At 54.3% G+C, this 21146-nt stretch carries 24 protein-coding genes; 14 read left to right on the top strand and 10 right to left on the bottom strand.

What is annotated here, in order from left to right; genetic code table 11:
* The first annotated feature begins 121 nt into the window (after positions 1-121).
* A complete protein-coding gene (locus tag GXP52_10640; GenBank protein ID NOY87737.1) occupies positions 122-1225 on the top strand; it encodes an acetyl-CoA synthase subunit gamma in 1104 nt (367 codons plus the stop codon).
* 14 nt (positions 1226-1239) lie between these two features.
* Complete coding sequence (locus GXP52_10635) at positions 1240-1509, top strand: 4Fe-4S dicluster domain-containing protein (GenBank protein NOY87736.1); 270 nt, start codon at positions 1240-1242, stop codon at positions 1507-1509.
* A gap of 43 nt (positions 1510-1552) precedes the next feature.
* Here the strand turns inward: GXP52_10635 and GXP52_10630 are convergent, their stop codons facing one another.
* Positions 1553-2290 (bottom strand): sulfite exporter TauE/SafE family protein, encoded by a 738-nt coding sequence (locus tag GXP52_10630; GenBank protein NOY87735.1) that lies wholly within the window; start codon positions 2288-2290, stop codon positions 1553-1555.
* Positions 2291-2765: 475 nt separating this feature from the next.
* Between GXP52_10630 and GXP52_10625 the strand changes: the two genes are divergently transcribed.
* The gene (locus GXP52_10625; protein ID NOY87734.1) at positions 2766-3080 is read left to right on the top strand and encodes a cupin domain-containing protein; all 315 of its coding nucleotides are present in this window, start codon (positions 2766-2768) and stop codon (positions 3078-3080) included.
* Between the two features lie 1255 nt (positions 3081-4335).
* On the top strand, positions 4336-4734 hold the full coding sequence (locus tag GXP52_10620) for a DUF302 domain-containing protein (GenBank protein NOY87733.1): 399 nt from the start codon (positions 4336-4338) through the stop codon (positions 4732-4734).
* Between the two features lie 7 nt (positions 4735-4741).
* On the opposite strand, the gene GXP52_10615 is transcribed toward GXP52_10620, so the two are convergent.
* On the bottom strand, positions 4742-5602 hold the full coding sequence (locus GXP52_10615) for a 4Fe-4S binding protein (protein ID NOY87732.1): 861 nt from the start codon (positions 5600-5602) through the stop codon (positions 4742-4744).
* Positions 5603-6125: 523 nt separating this feature from the next.
* Here GXP52_10615 and GXP52_10610 point away from each other — a divergent pair.
* The 9 genes from GXP52_10610 to lgt all read left to right on the top strand — a co-directional run bounded on the left by GXP52_10610 (position 6126) and on the right by lgt (position 13578).
* A complete protein-coding gene (locus GXP52_10610; GenBank protein ID NOY87731.1) occupies positions 6126-6539 on the top strand; it encodes a cytochrome c maturation protein CcmE in 414 nt (137 codons plus the stop codon).
* Between the two features lie 9 nt (positions 6540-6548).
* On the top strand, positions 6549-8513 hold the full coding sequence (locus tag GXP52_10605; GenBank protein ID NOY87730.1) for a heme lyase CcmF/NrfE family subunit: 1965 nt from the start codon (positions 6549-6551) through the stop codon (positions 8511-8513).
* The gene (locus GXP52_10600) at positions 8500-8991 is read left to right on the top strand and encodes a cytochrome c-type biogenesis protein CcmH (GenBank protein NOY87729.1); all 492 of its coding nucleotides are present in this window, start codon (positions 8500-8502) and stop codon (positions 8989-8991) included. The genes GXP52_10605 and GXP52_10600 overlap by 14 nt, the downstream gene beginning before the upstream one ends.
* 3 nt (positions 8992-8994) lie before the next feature.
* A complete protein-coding gene (locus GXP52_10595; GenBank protein NOY87728.1) occupies positions 8995-10032 on the top strand; it encodes a tetratricopeptide repeat protein in 1038 nt (345 codons plus the stop codon).
* Between the two features lie 124 nt (positions 10033-10156).
* Positions 10157-10531, top strand: a complete 375-nt coding sequence (locus tag GXP52_10590) for a hypothetical protein (GenBank protein ID NOY87727.1) — start codon at positions 10157-10159, stop codon at positions 10529-10531.
* 96 nt (positions 10532-10627) lie between these two features.
* On the top strand, positions 10628-11182 hold the full coding sequence (locus GXP52_10585; GenBank protein ID NOY87726.1) for a hypothetical protein: 555 nt from the start codon (positions 10628-10630) through the stop codon (positions 11180-11182).
* A gap of 17 nt (positions 11183-11199) precedes the next feature.
* Positions 11200-11697, top strand: a complete 498-nt coding sequence (locus GXP52_10580) for a hypothetical protein (GenBank protein NOY87725.1) — start codon at positions 11200-11202, stop codon at positions 11695-11697.
* Positions 11687-12787, top strand: coding sequence for a DUF1573 domain-containing protein (locus GXP52_10575; GenBank protein NOY87724.1), 1101 nt, complete (start codon positions 11687-11689; stop codon positions 12785-12787). The genes GXP52_10580 and GXP52_10575 overlap by 11 nt, the downstream gene beginning before the upstream one ends.
* A complete protein-coding gene (lgt, locus tag GXP52_10570) occupies positions 12769-13578 on the top strand; it encodes a prolipoprotein diacylglyceryl transferase (GenBank protein ID NOY87723.1) in 810 nt (269 codons plus the stop codon). Before GXP52_10575 ends, lgt begins: the two co-directional genes overlap by 19 nt.
* A gap of 121 nt (positions 13579-13699) precedes the next feature.
* On the opposite strand, the gene GXP52_10565 is transcribed toward lgt, so the two are convergent.
* Both GXP52_10565 and GXP52_10560 read right to left on the bottom strand, forming a co-directional pair.
* Positions 13700-13882 (bottom strand): hypothetical protein, encoded by a 183-nt coding sequence (locus GXP52_10565; GenBank protein ID NOY87722.1) that lies wholly within the window; start codon positions 13880-13882, stop codon positions 13700-13702.
* A 61-nt stretch (positions 13883-13943) separates the two neighbouring features.
* A complete protein-coding gene (locus GXP52_10560; GenBank protein NOY87721.1) occupies positions 13944-14492 on the bottom strand; it encodes a hypothetical protein in 549 nt (182 codons plus the stop codon).
* 272 nt (positions 14493-14764) lie between these two features.
* On the opposite strand from GXP52_10560, the gene GXP52_10555 reads away from it, so the two are divergent.
* Positions 14765-16009: a phenylacetate--CoA ligase gene (locus GXP52_10555; protein ID NOY87720.1), complete on the top strand. Its 1245-nt coding sequence runs from the start codon at positions 14765-14767 to the stop codon at positions 16007-16009.
* 1 nt (position 16010) lies between these two features.
* Here GXP52_10555 and GXP52_10550 read toward each other — a convergent pair whose 3' ends face one another.
* The 6 genes from GXP52_10550 to GXP52_10525 all read right to left on the bottom strand — a co-directional run bounded on the left by GXP52_10550 (position 16011) and on the right by GXP52_10525 (position 20883).
* Complete coding sequence (locus GXP52_10550; GenBank protein ID NOY87719.1) at positions 16011-16598, bottom strand: helix-turn-helix domain-containing protein; 588 nt, start codon at positions 16596-16598, stop codon at positions 16011-16013.
* 65 nt (positions 16599-16663) lie between these two features.
* Positions 16664-17218, bottom strand: a complete 555-nt coding sequence (locus GXP52_10545) for a 2-oxoacid:ferredoxin oxidoreductase subunit gamma (GenBank protein NOY87718.1) — start codon at positions 17216-17218, stop codon at positions 16664-16666.
* A 124-nt stretch (positions 17219-17342) separates the two neighbouring features.
* Positions 17343-18095, bottom strand: coding sequence for a 2-oxoglutarate oxidoreductase (locus GXP52_10540; protein ID NOY87717.1), 753 nt, complete (start codon positions 18093-18095; stop codon positions 17343-17345).
* Complete coding sequence (locus tag GXP52_10535; protein ID NOY87716.1) at positions 18092-19111, bottom strand: 3-methyl-2-oxobutanoate dehydrogenase subunit VorB; 1020 nt, start codon at positions 19109-19111, stop codon at positions 18092-18094. The genes GXP52_10540 and GXP52_10535 overlap by 4 nt, the downstream gene beginning before the upstream one ends.
* 635 nt (positions 19112-19746) lie before the next feature.
* Positions 19747-19953: a 4Fe-4S dicluster domain-containing protein gene (locus tag GXP52_10530; protein NOY87715.1), complete on the bottom strand. Its 207-nt coding sequence runs from the start codon at positions 19951-19953 to the stop codon at positions 19747-19749.
* 45 nt (positions 19954-19998) lie between these two features.
* Positions 19999-20883 carry a phosphatase PAP2 family protein gene (locus GXP52_10525; protein ID NOY87714.1) on the bottom strand — a complete coding sequence of 295 codons (885 nt, stop codon included), beginning with the start codon at positions 20881-20883 and terminating at the stop codon, positions 19999-20001.
* Positions 20884-21146 lie beyond the last annotated feature (263 nt).

Here is a 21146-nt window from a genome sequence, read left to right as displayed (position 1 = left end):
CTTCCTCAAGGTCTCCATGTCGGGTATCCATTAAAAGGGGGCCCATAAGATGGATGCACAATTAAAGGAAAAAACATCGACGGCGCCGGAATCCTGCTGCCCAAAGGCTCCCTTGAGTGATATGCAGTCCGTTCCATCCTGCTGCTGCGGCGTGGACGACCGGACGGTTCCACCCACCCTGCGGCAGACCTTTGTCGTAGGTACCGTAGGGACGCCGATGGGAGAGGTACCCCTGGTTTCGGCCTCGCTGATGACGGCCGATCGATGGGGAGGCATCAAGGCCCGCTGGAAGGTTGGTCGGATGAATTACAGGGTGCAGCCGGGGCTTTACGCCATGGGTAGCCCGAACGAGGATTCACCTGTCATGGTGACCGCCAATTACAAGATGAGCTTTGACTTTCTTCGCCGGGAGCTTGCCGGCCGAAACACCTGGATCATGGTCCTTGATACCGGAGGAATCAACGTCTGGTGCGCTGCCGGAAAGGGCACTTTCGGCACAGTGGAGCTGGTAAACCGGATAGAAACCTGTGGGCTCTCCAAGGTGGTAAAGCACCGGACTGTGATCCTGCCTCAACTGGGCGCTGCCGGGGTTGCGGCCCACCAGGTTCTCAGGGGTTCAGGGTTCAGGGTGGTCTATGGGCCTGTACGAGCAAAAGATCTCCCGGCTTTTCTGGACAACGGCCTGAAGGCTACCGCAAAGATGCGGGAGAAAACCTTTACCGTACGGGAACGGATTGTCCTGATCCCCGTTGAACTGGTCGCGGCCCTTCCAAAATCGTTGATCGTACTGCCGGGTTTTTTTCTGGTCGGCGGCATGCTCGGTCCCGGCCCCTTTCGAACCACCGCCGCCGCACACGGGATACTCGCAGCCTGGGCGGTTCTGTGTACTGTCCTGGCGGGTGCGGTTTTAACACCCATTCTGCTGCCATGGCTGCCGGGGCGGGCTTTTTCAATAAAGGGGCTCTGGGCGGGACTTCTGACAGCCGCGCTCCTGGTCGGTTTCACCTGGCCCGATGCCGCGGCCCCATCCCAACGGTTGGAGATCCTGGCCTGGGTATTGATGATTTCGGCAGGGGCTGCCTTTCTGGGCATGAACTTCACCGGATCATCCACCATTACCTCCCTCTCTGGAGTCAAGAAGGAGATGCGATGGGCGGTCCCTGTGGAGATTGCTGCAGTAGTTTCCGGCCTGGGGCTCTGGGCGGGATCGCTGTTGCTTGCCTGAGGAGTTATTCCACCGTGGAAAAGTTGATCTATCTCAAAGATGTTGTCACCCTGGATCTGGACCGGGGAAATTGCGTAGGCTGCGGCATGTGCCTCATCGTGTGCCCGCATGCCGTTTTTGCCATGGGAGACGGCCACGCCAGAGTGGTGAACCGAGACGCCTGCATGGAATGCGGAGCCTGCGCCATGAACTGCCCCTCGAAGGCGATAGAGGTGAAATCCGGCGTAGGCTGCGCCCAGGCGATCATTAACGGGATGCTCGGAGGAAAGTGCGAGTGCTGCTGACCCCCGACCCAGGTGATGACGTCGGGAGGATAAAGCCGGGTCGTTACAATGCCCTGTAAACCGTAAACAGAGCAAGAAGCACCACCAGGACCGAAAGACCAAGCTCCAGCCAGAACGGTTTCGACCTCAGGGAAACCCTGCTCCCCAGCCTCGCCCCGATCATGGACCCGATGAGTACCGCCAAACCAGGCATGATGGGTATGTTGCCGCGATTCCAGTAGATGGCTATGCCGGCGGTGGCCGTAAAAATGGTAACAAACAGTGACGTGGCGATGGACCGGAAAATATCCAGGTGCATGATCTTCAGAAAGGGGGGGAACAACGCACCCCCGCTGCCTCCGCGGATGCCCGTTATCAGATTCAAAAGGAACGCGCCGAGGATAATGTTCGCGGTGTTCGGTTTTATTTTCCGGGAAAGCTCAGGAGCGATTCTGTCGAAGTATATGCCCAGCACCGTCAGAATGGCCGCCGCAACGAAGATAATGGCGAGAGTCAGTTCAGGAATCAGACCGGCAAAATAGGCGCCTATTACCGAGCCCACGGATCCACCTATGATCATGTTCCTGGCTATGGGATAATCTATATTTTTTCTGTGGCTGAAAGCACCGACCAGGGACGAAAATGGAATAACCGCCAGATTTATTCCGAAGGCGCTTATCAGAGGCACCCCGGCAAAGAAGACAATGGGAATCCTGATGGCGCCTCCCCCGATCCCGAACATCCCGCTCATGAATCCGGTTACCAGCCCGATTGATGCAAAAACAGCAAATTGGCCCAACATGATGAGTGACCTTGCCTTTCCGAAGGTTCCGGAACCGGCCCTGTTCAGTTGACAGGTTCCCGCCGCAGTCGTAGCTGAGCACCCTTTCCTGTGTCAGAGACCAGGGGTCCGCTCACAGCCTCTTCCCCGTATTCCTGTGTGTAATCAACGCCGTCTTCCATTGATTATCATTGATAGGGTCGTAAAAAGTCCATTCATGGCTTTTTACTCCACGGAAAGCGAAAAGTGTCAACCGGTACCCTACCACATCATTACCATAATGGTGCTTTATGGAGAACATCCTGAGAAAACTCGGGGTCGGAGACTCAAGGTAGCCGTCGGGCACAGTTCAGGTTCCGGCTGTTTTATCCCGTTGGACATTGGATGTTGGACGTTCAATGACACGGGGGTTGCGCCCTCGGGACATTAGGATAAGATGCCATGAACGGCGACACATGGAAACCGGAGGAAACCTGAAGACACGAAGGAGATACCCATGAAAAACCTCATTCTCGATTACCGAAGTCAGACCGTCTTTTCCAAAGAGAAAGCGAACAGGATTCCCATCGCCGCATCCGATCGTTCCCGGATCAACCTCTGGTGCCTGAGCCCCGGCCAGCACATTCAGCCCCACGTACACGATGGGGACCATATCTGGGTGGTTCTGGAGGGAAGAGGGACCTTCCTGGGGAAGGATACCAAAAGCGGGCTCGGGGCGGACACGGTTCTGTTTCTTCCCGCCGGAAATTCCCACGGCATCGAGAACACGGGTGAGGAGGGATTGGTTTTCTTAAGCGTCTCGGCTGGATAGATAAGGCCGAAGATATTGCTGCCGAATAGATGTTCTATTACGGATCATCCTGGAAATGCGTACCTGAATAAAGACCAGATCGGGTTAAGAAGACAACTTAACACGGAGTACACGGGGTTAAGCAGGGTACACAGAGTTAAGGCAAAATTCTTAACGGGTTTAAGATTTCGGGTCATCCTGAAAATGAGTACCTGGATGAAGACCGGATTTTGTGAAAAGCTGACTTCTTTGCGAAACTCTGCATTACAGCTCTAAATAAAGCACAGGTTTTATCGCAGAGGGCCGCCCTTCGACAGGCTCAGGACAGGCGCGGAGGGCGCCACTCTCAGGCGCTGCCGCAAAGGACCGCGAAGTTAAAAACCAGGACCTTATGGTTTTTGGATCTCCTCTGCCTGCCAAGCCGACTTGTCAGCCATAGCCTTGGCGACGGCTGAAGCTTTACGCAAAGGCGTGGAGGCAGGTAGCGAAGGTCTGAAAGGAACATTGGGGTAATGAAGTGTTACCTATGTCCTGAGCTAAAAGTGTTACCCATGTCCTGACTGCACCCGTTGAACCTTGAACGTTGAACATTGAACGTTGTTATTTGGACCTGCTTTACCCATAGCCCAGAGCCTATAGCCCATTGCCTGCTTTTCCTCCTCTCTGGACTCTGGACTCCCTGTCCGCCATAGCTCGCAGAGCGAAGGTGGATGGACCCTGGACTCTGGACCCTGAATCCCGCCGTTGAACCTTGAACGTTGGATACCGGGTTAATAAGGTACGCATTAACCGGATGAACCTAAATTATAGACAGTAGCTGTGCAAAAAAGAAACATCTCCCAGATGGAAGACTGTGTAGAAATGGAACACTCCAACCGTCCTTGCAACAATTGAGAAATTACTATCCTGATTAATATCAAGGGCTTACTGATCCACACCAATTTTATAAAGTTCTGGCACGGTCCATGCTTATTCCCCAACCAACAGACAAAGAAGCCGGAAGGCGGATCGACAGAGGAGGAAAAAATGAGGGCAAAATCTATAACGATCAAAGATAATGGATGGAAATGGCTTCTGGCCGGGATATTGGGACTGGCTTTGATTTTCGCCGGGTACGGTCTTTCCCAGGCCATGGGCATGGGCGGCGGAATGGGTATGTAAGACTTCGTCGGAGGTGGGGGCTCCATGATGGGTTACGGACAACCGTCCCCGAGAGTTTACTGTAAAATATGAACTGTATCTGTTTCAGAGTGGAAAAGGCCGAAGGAGGTGCCGGATGATCACAGAGAGGTATTTTTTCAAAACCGTGTTGAACATACCCTTTGCCGAAGCAGTGGAGAAGGCCAGGAAAGCCTTGGCCACGGAGGGTTTCGGAGTCCTTACGGAGATTGACGTGAAAGCCACGTTAAAGAAGAAACTCGACAAAGAGTTCAGAAATTACATCATCCTCGGGGCGTGCAACCCGTCCCTGGCCTTCCGAACCCTCCAGGCAGAGAAGCAGATCGGCCTCTTGCTCCCCTGCAACGTTGTCGTGCAGGACGGTGTGGGAGGGACATCCATCGTGTCGGCCATCAATCCCGAGGTCGCCATGGAATCGGTGGGGAATCCCGATCTGGCACCCACTGCCGATGAGGTGTCAAGAAAACTGAAAAAAGTGATCGCTTCCCTGGAATAGGTGCAAACTACACGGTGGCGGGTATGTCTGCGGGAACGTCGACGGTGGGTTCGGAAGCGGGCAGCCGAGCCCCGGCGAAAACGTGGGTAATAGACACCGCAGGGCACTGGGTGCAGTCCATGCACCGGATGCAGTTGTGGTTGTTGGCGTCCTTGTAGACCGCTATGTCCATTGGACAGATGCGGGTGCACTTGTCGCAGTGGGAACACTCGGCCTCGTTCCAGGCCAACCTTAGAATGCTTATCCGGTTGAAGAGTGAGTAGATGGCTCCCAGGGGGCAGACGACCCTGCAGAACGGTCTCTTGGCGACGGCAGCCAGGCTCACCACCGTTATGAGAATCCCGATCTTGACCCAGAAAAGCTCATGGATCATCAAACGGATCTCCGGGTTTATGGTCACCCAGGGCAGTCCGGCGATAAGGGTCCCCACGGGACAGAGTTTGGAAAACCAGGGCTGAAGTGTATAAAACGGAATAATGATAACCAACCCAACGAGGGAAGCATACTTGAAGTAGGTCATCCAGGAGGGGATTCTGATCTTGAACGAGCGGAACTTGTAGAGCATGTCCTGCAGAAAACCGAAAGGACAGGTGCCGCAGGCCATCCTTCCCACGCTCATGCTGAGGGTGACGAAGAGTCCGGTGAAGTATACCGGCACGGACCTGATGATGACAAAGTGCTGGAGGGTTCCGATGGGGCAGGCAAACAGGGATCCAGGACAGGCATAGCAGTTAAGGGTCGGCACGCAGAACCCTTTTGATTGCCCCTGCCAGAGAGCCCCGGGGGGTTTGAATCCCCCCAGGTAGGCGTTCGTTACGCCGGCTCCTAAAACCGATTGAAAAAGTCTCCTGAAAAGGAACCGATACATCTTTCTCCCCGTATTTTCGGTGCCAAGAAACCTGGATTCAACGTGCAGAAACGTAACACAAATATTTAACAATCTCAAATTCTAAAATGGACGGTAAAAGGAGTCATCAAGCCAGGCCGATCGTTGATTTCCGATCAGATAAATAAAAAATAGTTGACAACTGCGGCAACAATCACTACTTATCAACGAAACAATTCATTTGGGAGATTTAAAGGAGCCATAACCTAAGGTAGGGGAGAACCGGGTATGCCCTAGTGAATACTGCAAGGCCCTTCTATTCTGAATGCTCCGGGAACACAGTCGTTTCTCCCGGTTTTTCCGCTTCTTATCTCTTTTTCCATTCCTGTTGCCGGCACAGCCAATATCCAGAGCCAGAGATCCGACGCCCCGACATTCAAAAGGCATGTTGGGAACACTGCCGGTATTCCGCCTCCTGCCCTGACGAGGCAAATGAACCTTATTAAAACCGGGAAACCCAAGGCCGCATTTCCAGGACTATTTTGCAAAGGAGGAACCGTTTTCCATGAAAAGATCTAACTGGAGAACCATACTGGTGATTTTTCTCGTCCTCGGAGGGGTCGGATATCTGATCTTCAGCGGGGTGTCAGAGACAGGTATGTACTACCGAACCGTCAGCGAGGTGCTTGACCAATCGAAGACGCTGGACAACGGTCCCGTAAGGATCAGCGGTGAGGTCGTGGACAACACCATACACTACAACCAGGGCGACATGATTCTCACCTTCGCCATTCGCGATCCGGAGGATAACTCCAAAACCATCAAGGCAGTATACAAGGGCGTGGCTCCCGACGCTTTCAAAGCCGACGTCGAAGTAGTCCTGGAGGGCAAATACGACCGCGCGAAAAACACCTTCGACACGACCCTGCTACTCGCAAAATGTCCTTCTAAATATGTAGCTGAAGACGGCAGTCTATAGGAGATCAGCATGGTATCTATCGGAAATTATTCTCAGCTTTTGGCGCTCTTCTTCTCACTGACGACCATAGCGCTCCTCCTGACCGGCATCATGAAAAACGATTTCCGCTTTATCATGAGTGGAAGGAGGGCCCTCGTTACCGTAGCATTTTTCACCTCCACGGCCTCCATCGCCCTGGTCTATCTGTTCTTTACGAACAATTTCCAGGTGGAATATGTGGCCTCCTATTCAAACCGGGCGCTTCCCCTGTTTTACAAGGCCACCGCCTTCTGGGCCGGACAGAAAGGCTCCCTGCTCTTTTGGGCATGGATTCTGAGCCTGTTCAGTGCCGTGGTTGTCTACAACACGAGGGATGAAATCGACAGTAAAGCAACCCCCTATATCTATACGGTCCTTGCCGCTACCCTGGTATTTTTTCTTGCCCTGATCACGTTTGTGACAAACCCCTTCGACCTCCTCAGGTTCATCCCACCCGACGGGAAAGGGCTTAACCCCATGCTCCAGAATCCAGGGATGATCTTCCATCCCCCTACTCTTTTTCTCGGGTACGTGGGATTCACCATACCTTTCGCCTACGCCATCGCGGCAATGGCGTCGGGAAACCTCGACGAATCCTGGCTGAAGAAGACCCGCGTCTGGAACATCCTCGCCTGGGTTTTCCTGACCATAGGAATTCTCCTGGGTGGTCAGTGGGCTTACGTCGAGTTGGGATGGGGCGGGTACTGGGCATGGGATCCGGTTGAGAACGCCTCCTTCATCCCATGGCTCGTGGCCACGGCATTCATCCACACCGCTATCATCCAGGAGAGGAGGAACATCATGAAGGTGTGGAACATGACGCTCATCCTCCTGACTTTCGTCCTGAGCCTCTTCGGGACGTATCTCGTCAGAAGCGGAATCCTCCAGTCGGTCCACGATTTCGGCGCAACGGGCCTTGGGGGCTATTTCCTGGTGTTCATGGGGGTCGTCCTCATAGGCGGCTTTTCCCTTATCGCGTCAAGCTACCGGAAACTCAGGTCGGAAAAAGTCCTGGAATCCTATCTGTCAAGGGAGAGCACCTTCCTGTTCAACAACGTCATCCTCCTGGCCCTGGCCTTCTCCACCCTGTTCGGAACGTTGTTTCCCCTCATCTCCGAGGCCGTCACGGGCAATAAGATTACCGTCAGCATGCCCTTTTTCAACCGGGTGAACACCCCCCTTTTCCTAGCCCTCCTTCTTGTCACCGGCCTGTGTCCCCTCATCGGCTGGAGAAAGGCATCCGCGGACAACCTGAAAAAGAATTTCATGCTGCCGTTTCTGGCAATGATCGCGGGCACGATCATTCTCCTCGTCGCCGGGATAAGGGAATTCTATCCCCTGGTCGCTTTCTCTCTCTGCATTTTCGTGGCCGTGACAATCCTGAGGGAGTTCTGGACCGGCGCTAAAGCGAGAGGGAAATTGAAGGGGGAACCGCTGATCGTCGCATTCCCTCGCCTCCTCTGGAGGATGAGGAGGAGATACGGGGGGTTTATTGCACACCTCGGCCTTGTGCTTATGGTCATCGGAATCACCGGATCGAACGCCTACAAGCTTGAAAACCAAGCCACGCTCACCAAGGGACAGACCCTGAATGTGGGCGCCTACAGCCTGCGCTACGACAGGATTGGGAAATGGCGGGAATGGAACAGGGAGGTCTATGCCGCCACACTGTCGGTCTTCAAGAACGGCACCTCCCTGGGAACGATCCGACCGGAGAAAAGATTCTACGTCAATGCCCAACAACCTACCACTGAGGTCAGCCTCAGGTCCACACTACTGGAGGACCTTTACGTGACCATGCCTGCCATAGGGAGAAACTGGGATATCACCCTGAAGGTCATGGTGAACCCGCTGCTCCAATGGGTGTGGATCGGAGGTTTCACAATGGTGGCAGGCGGCCTGATCGCCATTATTCCCGGCAGAAAAAGGAGGGTGGGTTCCAATGACATCCTATAAAATGAAGCCTCTGGCCATAACCACATGTACACTGCTGATAGTTCTTCTGGCCCTTCCTGCAGCCGGTTTGGCCCTCACCTCCTCGGAGGTTGAGAGCGAACTCATGTGCACCTGCGGATGCTCCATGGTCCTCAACACCTGCTCCTGCGGGACGGCGGACCAGATGAGAGAAACCATCAGCGGTATGATCCGGGAGGGCAGGACAAAAAAACAGATCATCAATGCGTTCGTGCTGAAATCGGGCGAGTCAATCCTCTCTTCGCCGCCCCGGAAAGGGTTTAACCTGATCGCCTATGGGGTGCCGATCGCAGGTCTCGCTTTCGGGGGCCTCCTGGCCATAGTTTTCGTCAGAAAGTGGACTTCACGTAATGGCGTGGAAAATCGGACAGATGAAGACACAGAAGGCGGTGGCGACCCTATAACCGATGAGATGCAGGTAAAAATCGATGAGGAACTCAGGAAAATCGAGGAGGACTGACAGATGGTTATGGCTTTTTCCGCAGTTATCTTTCTGGCCGCCCTTTTTTACACCCTTTCCCCTTTGAGGTCGGGGAGGGCGGCATGGTTGGAAAGGGAAAATCCCGCTGATGAACGCATGAGCGCCCTCGAGACTGAAAAAAAGATCTATCTGAAGGCCTTAAAGGATGTCGAGTTCGAACATGCAACAGGCAAGATCAACGATGGCGATTACACCGACCTGAGAGACCACTACCGACGGGAAGTTTCAGGAATCTTAGGGGAGATCGAGAGCATGGAGGATGGAAACTCGGACGAACCCGCCGACGCGCACCACATGGATGACGAGCCCCCGGATGATTCCGGAGAAATTGAGCTTCCAGTGGACCCGGAGGAAGCGGACGACGTTGACGATGATTATGACGAAGACCGCACCGAGGAGGAACCGTATTCCGCCGTCGAGGAGACGGGGAATCGCGAGCGGGAAATCCGCCTGTTTTGGGAAAGGAAAGGAGTGGTTCTCTCCCTGGCCGGGGTTTCCCTCGCCATCGTTGGTTTTCTGTTCTTTTTCAACAGCTCCAGAAGAGCAGGGAACATCAACCCTCAAGCTTCTCCCGGATACGACAGCAGGCAAACGGCCGGACCACCACCCACCGAAATCGGGCTCAAGCAGCTCATCGAATACGTCCAGAAAAACCCATGGAACGTAATGGCCCTTTCAACCTTAGGTGGATATTATCTGGACAACGGTCAGCCGATGAAGGCCCTTGGGCTTTTCGAAAGGGCCGAACAAAACAGTCCGAAGAACAGCTCCGTTCTCTACCAGCTCGGGCTGGTTTACAAAGAGCTCGGCGACGTGGACCGGGCAGTGGAAAAGCTGGAAATGGCCCGAAAAATAGCCCCCGACAACCTGGAATCAACCCTGCACCTGGGGCAGATTTACCTGAACGACAAGAAGGACTCCGCCAAAGCACTGAAGCTCTTCAGGGAAGTCCTGGCCAAGGATCCGGACGGTGATTTGGGAAAGGCGGCCGGCGTGGAGATTAAAAAGCTTGGTGGGTAATTTTGTTTATTTTTTGAACAGTTACACATTCTTTTCATGACAAGCAGGCGATTGGCACACATGATGCCTTCACAGGGCTGATTTTGGCAATATCCCCTAAACCCATCGAAGGAGGTACGAAAAGATGAAGTGGAAAGTGGTGATGATCGCAGTACTGAGTCTGGTCGTCGTCGGCGGGGGCTATGGCCTCGCGAGAGCCCAAAGCGGGCGCTATAACAATCCAATGGCTTCCGGCCACATGATGGGCAACTACTCCAATGACGAACATACCTGCTGGAGCAACTCGGATGAGACCGCTTCCGTACAGGTCACCAAGGAGGAAGCCGGAAATATCGTGGCCTACCAGCTCCGCCGCTCCAACCCCAGGCTCAAGGTGGGCAAGGTACAGAAAGCTGAAGGCGGGTTCGAGGTCCTGGTGGTCACCAAAAAGGGTGAGGTCCTGGTGGATCGCCTGCTGGTCAACAAGAACACAGGCAATATCTACCGGATGCAGGAGTGAGATGCCACCGCTATCAGGGGCAGTGGAGCGGCCTGCCGTCCCACTGTTTCCTAATCGCGGGCCAAAGAAATCTTACCGGGAGAAGGAAAAGAATAAATGGTAAGAAACTATCTGTGGGGCTTTGCCGGATCCGCAGCCATTCTCTCGCTTTACTTTGCCATCCTGATCCTTTCGAACTCCCTGAATCACGCCATGGAGGAGTTGAAGGTCATCGGCGGTTGGATTGCATTACTGGTCCTTGGATTCGGGATCCAGTCGGGGCTTTTCGCCTTCATCCGTGGAATGATCAAGGAACGCGCAGGAGCGAAAGCTACAGCCTCCATGGCCGCGGCCGGTGGAGTGTCAACCACGGCAATGGTCGCGTGCTGTATGCATCATGTCACCGACATTCTTCCCATTCTGGGGGCCTCCGCGGCGGCCATATTTTTCGTTCAATACCAGACACCCTTCCTGGCCATTGGAGTAAGCTCCAATCTGATCGGAATAAATCTGATGTTAAGGATCATCCAGAAAAACGGGCTTTACCAACCTGATCGCGGGATCCTTCGACACATCGTCCGGTATGATATGGACAAGGTGATGGTCTTCAATGTCCTGGCCGGCATCAGCTTTTTCATTGTGATTTTCCTGGGAACATTAAAAAAACTATAAATAAGGGAGATTTTGTCATGAGAGGAAAAACATTTAAAGTCCTGATATCAATTTTTCTTGCAGCATTGGTGATGTCCGGGACGGTCTTCGCCGGCAACATGGGTGGCGGGGGAGGCATGGGCGGCTCGGGTGACATGGGTGTGACAGGCCCGCACAGCGGGGTGGATTCGGGTCAATCATCGATGTGGGACGAGGATTCAATGCCCATGAGATCTTCGGGAACAATGAACAGCGGGGACGCTATCATCGATCTCCAGCCTGTGCGATACCACGATGGGATGATGGAGATTGCGTTCCAGGCCAATACCCATTCGGTAGCGCTGGGCGACTACAACTTCATGGAACGCGCCGAGTTGGAGTTCAACGGACATACCTACCGCCCCATCCAGAGTGACCGGATGAGAGGACACCACAACGGTGGGAAGATTATCTTCAAGGTCAGCGAGAGGCCGGAACATTTTCGAATAATCATCAGGGGAATACCCGGTTCCGAGGAACGGGTCTATGAGTGGTAGCAGTCCCAACCTCACCCCCACTTCGCCGGAGTTTCATCCTGATGCACGAAAAAGAGACCACCTTAGGTTCGGCGGGATTGCCCTCCTGCTACTGACCGGCCTGACAGCTGTTTTTCTCTCAGCATGCGCGAATAACGCTGGTTCTTCCGAAGCCGGAAACTCGGGGAAAGTCGTGGCCGAAAGTGCTCTGGAGCAGGATTTGGGGCAGGTCAACATCAGGGGTGGGATTGTTCAGCGTACCTTTGATCTGAGGAACCAGGGAGAGAATGATCTTGTCCTCAAGGGAGTATTTACCTCCTGTGCATGCACCACGGCATCCATCGAGCTGCCGGATGGTCGAGTCCTGGGTAAATTCGGAAAAGGTCCACCAAAGTCATGGCGCCAGGTGATCAAACCGGGGGAAAGTTTCAAAGTCCATGTGAACTTCGATCCTCTCTTCCACGGCGAAAATGGCGTTGGCCCTTTTACAAGGAGCGTCTTTCTGATCACCAGCGCCCCGGCGGATGATAACCTCTCGACACGTATTCCACTTATCAAGGATGGTACGGTTACAACCATTCGCCTTTCCGGGACTGTCGTCTACGCTGATGATTTCAGAAAAACCGGGGTGAAGAATGCAGACGACGACTTTGGCGAGGTCCTCGGCGACTTCAGGTTTACTGAGAAAGAGTATGATTTCGGTATTACCAAACAGAGCCAAGGCATCGTCAGACACGAGTTTCCATTCATCTATACAGGGGGAGAACCGGTGACCATCACGGGTATACCCACGAGCTGCGGCTGCACACGGGCCTACGTCACGAAAACGAAGCTCAAACCGGGGGAGAAGGGAACCCTCGTTGTTGAATTTGATCCGAATTTTCATGAAGAACCGAAAGGTAGATTTTTCAGAACCATCACCCTTCTCACCGACCCGGTCTCGAAGGAAAGAGTGGAGTTGAAGATATGGACTCAGGTCGACCTCGACCTCGGCCCCAAAACCTATAAATTCCGGGAGCACGACAAGGACGAAAAAAACGAGGGTTCTGAAAACGATAGTTCGATGACATTGATCGGGGGAGACGAGAAAAATTGTACCCTGAACTGTTAACAATCGGCCCGCTGACCATCCATACTTACGGTGTGTTCTACGCCCTGGGAATCCTGGCCGCCATAACCCTGGCCGAGTATCTGCACCAGAAGAACGGTGGAAAACCGGGTACCTTCCAGGATATGGGATTTTTGGTCGTAATCGGCATCCTTGTGGGAGCCAGGGCACTTTTCATCCTGGTCAACCTGGGATATTTCCTGAGAAATCCACTGGATGTTTTCAAGATCTGGAACGGAGGCCTGGTTTTCTACGGTGGTCTGATCGGAGGAGCACTGGCCTTTATTCTGGCGGCCCGCCTGAAACATCTCGACCTGTGGCCTCTCGCGGATACCGTTGCGCCGGCCCTTACTTTTGGACATGCGATAGGCCGAATCGGGTGCTTTTTCGCCGGGTCATGCTACGGCAAACCGACGGACATGCCATGGGCGGTAACGTTTACCGACCCCAAATCATTGGCAACAGGTGTACTCGGTGTTCCCGTCCATCCCACTCAACTGTATGAATCGGCCCTACTGATTCTGCTCACCGTTGTTCTTTTGAAGATCCGTTCCCATGTCCGCTTCCCCGGCCAGGTCATAACCAGCTACGGGATCATGTACGGCATAATCCGGTTCGGGCTGGAGTTTTTTCGAGGGGACCCTCGGGGTTCAGTTGAAATCCTTGGGACGACCCTCTCCACAAGCCAGGCGATCAGCCTGCTCATCGTCCCCCTCTCCCTTGCGGGATATGTTTACCTCTCCCGCCGGAAGGGTCTGGGGTCCAGGGTCAGGGGCCTGGTGTCTGGGGTCTAGGTGTCTGGGACGCTCTGGGGTTGCCTGCCACCCGCCGCCGCTTGGGACGTCGCCGGTGGCTATGCCCTCACAGGTCAGCTATGGCGTGGTAAACAATCGTAGTCCAAGGGACGTAGACGGGTCAATGTTGATGTTGGTTCGCCCCGTCTTTGGAGTCCGGTCTGGAAACCGCCTCCGGTGGATTGCAGCAATCCACCGGCTTTTTTGGATTTCCGGCAACGGAATCTTCCTCAAGGTCCTTGAAGAACTTTTTTACGCCCTCTCTGGTACGCTTCCAGAATCGGTTTCCTTTTCTGACTTCCATTGTTGACCTCCTTTTTAAGCCTCACCGAAAAAAGACCGGATCAGGCCGGATACACACTTTTTTACTCATGGGTATAATCATCAAGCAGATCATCATCAACCCCGTCTTTAAAACCGGCTTTCCTCCCCCGCGATCTTTTGTTAGCCGGCTTCCTTCTTGCCGAAGAGCCTCTTTTCCTACCACCGCCGTCTGGGGATTTCCTGGCCGGGGGCGAGGACGGAGATGTTCTGAAATACTTTCCCACCGTGAACGCCGCGAGAGAGAAACCGATTATGACGAGAATAAATCCGAAAGATCTGTTGTTGGAGCTTCCGGCGGATGTCCCTGTGGCAAGTCCGGCACTTGTAACCAGGATGGAACTTCCCCATTGACCGACGAAATAGTCGACTATCTGCTGTTCGGTTCTTCCCTGTCCGATCATTTTGATGATAAGCGCCCTGTTCTTGTCGGCTTCCTGGCACTCACAGGTGGAGAGGGCTTCAGTACAGGTGCCGCAGGAACACATGAAGTCGAGGGTCACCTGGGATGCGGATAGCGCGGATGATGATACGGGGAACAGTAAAACCAGAAAAGCGGTGACGATCAACGTAGGAAAAGGATCCATCCTCATCTTAAGAGGCCTCCTTCTCCCCTCCAATTCATGTTTCGGCTCCAGGCGGGAAAAATGCAATTACAAGTATATAGATAGACAAAAACCGATTGGATGTCAAATCTTTCTACAATGTTATTTGTAATAAATCCGGCTGAAACCCTTTCTCTCGCCCGCTCGCTTGCACTCGCTTGAGAACGCAGGAATCGCAGAGAAAACCGGTGGTGCTTGACGACGCCTCCCGGGAAAGGCATCCTGTAGTCAGAATAAACCCGGAAAAGGGAGAAACCGACATGACTAATATGGAAGCGGACATGGAATATCAACCCTACGAAGAAGTTATCGAACTTCAGACGACGAAGCTGCGCGAACTCATGGCGGGCCCATGGCAAAAGGCCCCCGGATTTGTTCGTCGCCTCGAGGACGCGGGCCTGACGACAGACGATCTCACTGAGCCGGGTAACATTCTGAAGTTTCCGGTTCTCAAAAAGTCCGACTTTCCCTCCATCCAGGCCGCCGTCCCACCCTTTGGGGGCATGATCGCCGTTTCGCCCGGGGAACTGAGAAGGATCTACTCGTCCCCCGGCCCCATTTACGACCCGGACGGACGCCTGGCTTCCTACTACAGATGGGAGCGGGCCTTCGCCGCCTGCGGGTTTTCGGAGGGCGACATCGTCCTTAACTGCTTTTCGTATCACCTGACCCCGGCGGGGGCCATGTTCGAGGAAGGGGCGAACAACCTCGGGTGCGCCGTTATCCCGGCGGGGATCGGCAACAGCGAGATCCAGGTCTCCGTCGCAGCCCACCTCAAAGCCAATGCCTACGTGGGCCTGCCCTCCTATCTGAAGGTCCTTTTGGAGAAGGCGGAAGAAACCGGATTGAGTCTCCCTTTTGAAAAGGCTTTCGTCATCGCCGAGAAACTTTCGGAGAGCCTTCGCACGGAATTTCAGGAGAAGAACGGAATTCACGTTCGCCAGGGCTATGGGACAGCCGAGGTCGGGGCCATCGCCTATGAGTGCGAGGAGGGATCCGGCATGCACCTTGATCCCACCGTTCTGGTTGAGGTCCTGGATCCGGAGACCCATATACCCGTACCGGCCGGGACACCCGGCGAGGTCGTGGTTACCCCGTTCAACCCCATCAACGCCCTCCTGCGCTTCGCCACGGGCGACCTGTCCTCGGTCACCTTAAAACCGTGTCCCTGCGGAAGGAAAAGCCCCAGGCTCACCGGCATTCTCGGCCGTGTGGATCAGGTGACCAAGGTCAGGGGACTTTTCGTCTATCCGGGGCAACTTGCCGAGGCCCTGTCCGGATTTGAGGAGATTGAACGATTCAGGGCCGTCATCGTAAGGGAGAGGGCCATGGATGACATGACCGTGGAGGTGGAAACCAGAATGCCCCTCCCGGCCCATACTTTGGAAAAGGTGGGTGGCAGGCTCAAGGAGGTCCTCAAGCTTGGCGTCAGGGTTGTGCGGGTCGAACCCGGGACCATTCAAGATGATGCGCGGGCCATCGATGACCGGCGCAAGTGGGACTGATCTACTTCCCGCCCTGTCCGCCCGTCAGGATCACCGCGAGAATCTTCGCGGGTTTTTCCCCTTCGCAGGTCACATGGTGGGGAGTCGTACATCGAAAATAGATGGAGTCGCCGGGTTCCAGGGTGTCCGCGTGGTCGCCCAGGCGCACCATCATCCTCCCCTCCAGAACGAAGAGAAACTCTTCCCCCTTATGGGTGGAAAGGCGTTTTTCCTTAAGTGCCACCGGTTCGAGGGTGACTATGAAGGGTTCCATACCCCTTCCCCTCATTCCGAATCCCAGGGATTCGTATGTGTACCCCAGGTTTACTCCGGTCTTTGAGGCCACACGGGAGACGATCTTACGCTCATCATGGCGAACCAGGGTGAAAGGTTCATCGGGCGCACTGCCGAGGAAGTCGCCGACCTCCGTCTCCAGGGCGCCGGCAAGTTTTATCAGCGCCCCAAGGGGGGGACTGACGAGGTGATTCTCGAACTGTGAAAGCAGCGCGGAAGAGTAGCCCGTCTTAACGGCCAGGTCCTGGAGCCCCATTCCTTTCTCCTCCCTCAGTTCGCGGATTTTTTTTCCAACCTCAACAGGTTTTTCCGCCATTTTCGGCCTCCAAACTAACTCTTGACTCCCCCGCCGCACTCGTTCCGCGCGGGGATCGGTTCTCATCAGCCGCCGGCATTTTCCCTCGCATACCGAGCCCCTTCACGTATGGCTTTCTCGTTCATGGGAATAAATTTCCTGTTGCGGGCAGAAACTACCGATTCGACAGCCCCTGCCACCTCGTCCGGGCTCAAGGCGCCTGAAAGTTGAGCGAAAGCGCCCAATCCCACCATATTTGCGAGACGCCCATTCCCCAGCTCCATGGCCAGTTCGCTCATGGGCACAGCACAGGTCTTCAGACCGTCACTCTTCACATCTTCCACCCTGGCAAGGGAGCTGTTGACGATGAGTATCCCCCCCGGGGAAACGGATTTCTGATACCTTACGAGGGACGGTTGATTCATGGCGATGACACACTTAGGGTTATCGACTATGGGTGAGCCGATATCCTCATCTGAAAGGACAACCGTGCAGCGCGCGGTCCCTCCTCTCATCTCCACACCGTAGGATGGAAAGAAGGTCACATTCAGCCCCTTTTTCATCCCTGCTTCCGCCAGCAGCTGTCCAGCCAGGAGGATTCCCTGGCCGCCGAAACCACTTATGAATATATCATAGTACATCGTCTCTCCGTATCAATATTCAGAGTCCAGAGTCCAGAGTCCAGAGTCCAGAGTCCAGAGTCCGGAGTTCAGAGTCCGGAGTTCAGAGTCCAGAGGGGAAGAGCCGGCGCGGTGACCGGCCTTCTTAAATATAATCCGCGGTATCCTTCTCCTTGAACACGCCCAGGGAAAAATAGGGAATCAGTTCCTCCTGGATTCTTCTCACCGACTCCTGGGGATTCATACCCCAATTGGTCGGACAGGTGGAGAGCAGTTCCACGAAGGAGAACCCTATCTCGTTTATCTGCATCTCAAAGGCTTTAAAAATCGCTTTTCTTGCCTTGAGGATGTTAGCCGGTTTATCCAGGGCCATCCTGGCCACGTAGGAGGTGCCGTCGAGGGTGGCAAGCATCTCCGCCATCCGGATGGGATAGCCATCCGTGTTGAGATTCCTTCCATAAGGTGAGGTGGTTGTCTGCTGCCCGAGGAGGGTGGTCGGCGCCATCTGACCGCCGGTCATACCATATACGGTGTTGTTGACGAAGATAACCGTGATGTTCTCTCCCCTGTTGGCCGCATGAACGATCTCCGCCAGGCCGATGGACGCCAGGTCTCCGTCCCCCTGATAGGTGAAGATGATCCTGTCGGGCCTTGACCGCTTCATGCCTGTGGCCACAGCCGGGGGGCGCCCATGTGGGGCCTCGATAATGTCGCAGTTAAAATAATCGTACATGAGGACCGCGCAGCCTACCGGTGCCACTCCCACGGTTTTTTCGACGATGCCGAAATGATCGAGGGCCTCTGCAACCAGCCGATGCCCGACGCCATGCCCGCATCCGGGGCAGTAGTGCATTATGGCGTCGTTGAGGGCTTTGGGCCTGGTGAATATCTGCTTCATGGATATTTCCTCTCTATCCTCTCCAGGACCTCCAGAGGCGTGGGGATCGCCCCACCGGGTCTGCCGTAAAAGGACACCTCGGCATCGCCGGCGACGCTGAGCCTGACATCCTCGACCATTTGCCCCATGTTCATCTCCACCACCAGAAAATTTCTGGTTTTCAGTGAGATCGCCCGAAGCTTTTTCCCGGGGAAAGGATAAACGGTAACCGGCCTGAAAAGCCCAACCTTAAGCCCCTTTTTCCGAGCCTGAGAGACAGCGGTCCGGGCAACCCGGGCAGCTGTTCCGAAAGCCACTACAACCAGTTCCGCATCTTCCAGATCTTTTTCATCGTAGCGGACCTCATGCTTCTCAACCTCCCTGTATTTTTCCTCGAGCATCCTGTTGTGTGATTCCAGTTCCCCCTCTTTAAGGTACAGGGATTTCAAGTGTCTGGCGGGGCGGCCTTCCGCGCCGGTCAACGCCCAGGGTTTTTTCGGTCCCGGTGCAACATCGTCCCGCTCGAAGATGGGTTCCTGCATCTGCCCCAGTACCGCGTCTGCGAGGACCAGAACCGGATTACGGTATCTATCCGCCAGATCGAACGCCAGGATCGTATGATCGTACATCTCCTGCACACTTGCCGGAGCAAGGACGATGGTCCTGTAGTCGCCATGACCGCCACCCTTGACCGACTGGAAATAGTCACCCTGGGAGGCGGCTATTCCGCCGAGGCCGGGACCACACCGCACCACGTTAATCAGGACGGCCGGAAGCTCCTGCCCGGCCATGTAGGACAGCCCCTCCTGCATGAGGGAGATACCCGGACTCGATGAGGAGGTCATGGCCCTGACACCCATGGCCGAAGCGCCGAGAACCATGTTGATGGAGGCCAGTTCGCTCTCAGCCTGAACGAACTCGCCTCCCAGTTTGGGAAGCTCACGGGACATGATCTCCGGAACCTCGTTCTGCGGCGTTATGGGATATCCGAAATAGTACCGGCATCCCGCCTTGATAGCCCCCATTGCCAGGGCCATGTTTCCCTTTACCAGAATACGTTTGGCGTCACTCAATTACTCATCTCCCGCATTACCGACCGGCAATTACTACTTATTTATGGTTCATCACAACAATGTGTACCTCATTATGTTAATCCCAACTCGTCTCACGCAAAGCTCGCAAAGGAAGATCAAAAGCTTTTGACACAGTGCAGCCATTTGACGGCTGCTCCACAGGGTTAAACAGAGGACACAGAGTTTCATCCGGGGAAAACCGTCTCACGCTCGTTCGTCACGCCGACCTGTGACTCACTAAAGCCGCCAAGGACGCCAAGAAGATCACAAGATAAAAGGCTACTTCCCCTCACCCGGCCGCTCCTTCCCAGGAGCGGGATTTCCTTGAAATCGGCTGGTTATCCTTGTTGCCCGGGATGAAAGTTAACTTTGATCCTTGGCAAAAAGGATATCCAGCAGCTTGGGTGAGGGGACGTGTCCTACTTTGCGAGCTTTGCGACTTGAGTGAGCAAAGCGAACGGGCGTGAGGCAGTCCTTGTTCTTCTCTGTGAAACCCTCCCCTTAAACCCCGTGGTGTGACCTGAAAGTGGTCACACTGTAATAAATCCTCATTTCTCCAAGTCCGGTCTTCATCCAGGTACGCATTTCCAGGATGACCCCTATTTATAAACCTCGATACATATATCCGGGCACATTACCGCACATAGGGTACAGCCGGTACATTTCTCCTCCGGGTCCTCCAGAAGGACAAACTGGTAGCCCTGGTCGTTTATCGATTTGCCCTGGCGAATCAGCCCGTGAGGGCAAACGTCGACACACAGAATACACCCCTTGCACCCGGCTTCACTGACCTTGATTGTCGGCATATTTTAATGGCCCTTATGTGGAGTAAAAAGCCATAAATGGACTTTTTACGATTCTGTACCCTTGGCGGAAAAATTTTCCAGGGAGTATACACGCTTTCCCCAGTAAAAAGCCACCAGCCCAACGACGACACCCATTACCACGTCGCTGACATAGTGATAACGGTTATATACAGTGGCAATGGAAAGCCCGATGACGAGGGGCGTGAGGAAGATCGCCATGCGTTTTCTGTAGGACCAGGCGAGCAGGAGAATGACCAGGGCGACGGCCACATGAGAACTGGGCATACACCCCCCGCGGATGTCTCCGTACTTCATGATAAACTGCTGAAGCGGGGTAACAACATACCCCGTGAGGGGACCGTTGTAAAGGCTGGCAAGCTGGTACCGCGGCCCCACGACGGGAAAAAGGATAAAACCGTAGTAGGAGATAAAAAAGGCCACCGAAACGGAGAAGACCATCCTCCTGAAGGGAATGAAATCTCTCTTCAGGTAGAGGGAAAGCCCCAGGATGGGGATCAGCCAGTAGTAGGAATTATAGGCGATATTCATAATCTCCGTTACCGGAGGAGACGCGAAACGCTCCATCCAGACCGAGGGGTGGAAACCCAGAAGCCCCTTTTCGAAATTCGCGATGTAGCGGTCCAGATAATGCCCATGCATCCCCAGGATGAACGCGTCTATCTGCTCGTAGAAAACGGTGAGCAGAAAGATGATATACCAGTAGCGGAAAAAGCGAATTATGGGATTTTCGCTCCGGGATGAATACCTGACCCAGCCGATAATCAGAAGAACGGAGGCGGAATGGATCAGGACATAGGTCCACCAGTGGTCAACCCCTTTGTGAAAGAGGGTGACCGTGACGGAGATGGTGACAAGATAGACGATGATGGCCGTGTCTTCCGGCCGGAACGCGCCTCTTAGCCTGCTCATGGACGACCCCTGAAAACATCAAAAAAAATACCACCGGCCGCCATTAAGACGACTGATAATAACAACCCCCTAAAAAATCCCCCTGGTTTCACCCCCACCCCAGTATGGACTCTTTGCGAGCTCATCAACAGTGCAAAAACCAACGGAAGATAACAGAATTGATTCCGGGGGTCAAACCTCCATAAACACCCTTTTTCATGGACATTGCCCTGACGCGAAGAGGGTGATTTCCCCATCGATGAATGATATCACCCATTGCGGAA

Source organism: Deltaproteobacteria bacterium (genome assembly GCA_013151915.1).
GTDB lineage: Bacteria > BMS3Abin14 > BMS3Abin14 > BMS3Abin14 > BMS3Abin14 > BMS3ABIN14.
The sequence above is the reverse complement of the archived record's forward strand: the minus strand, read 5'-3'. Positions and strand labels throughout refer to the sequence as shown.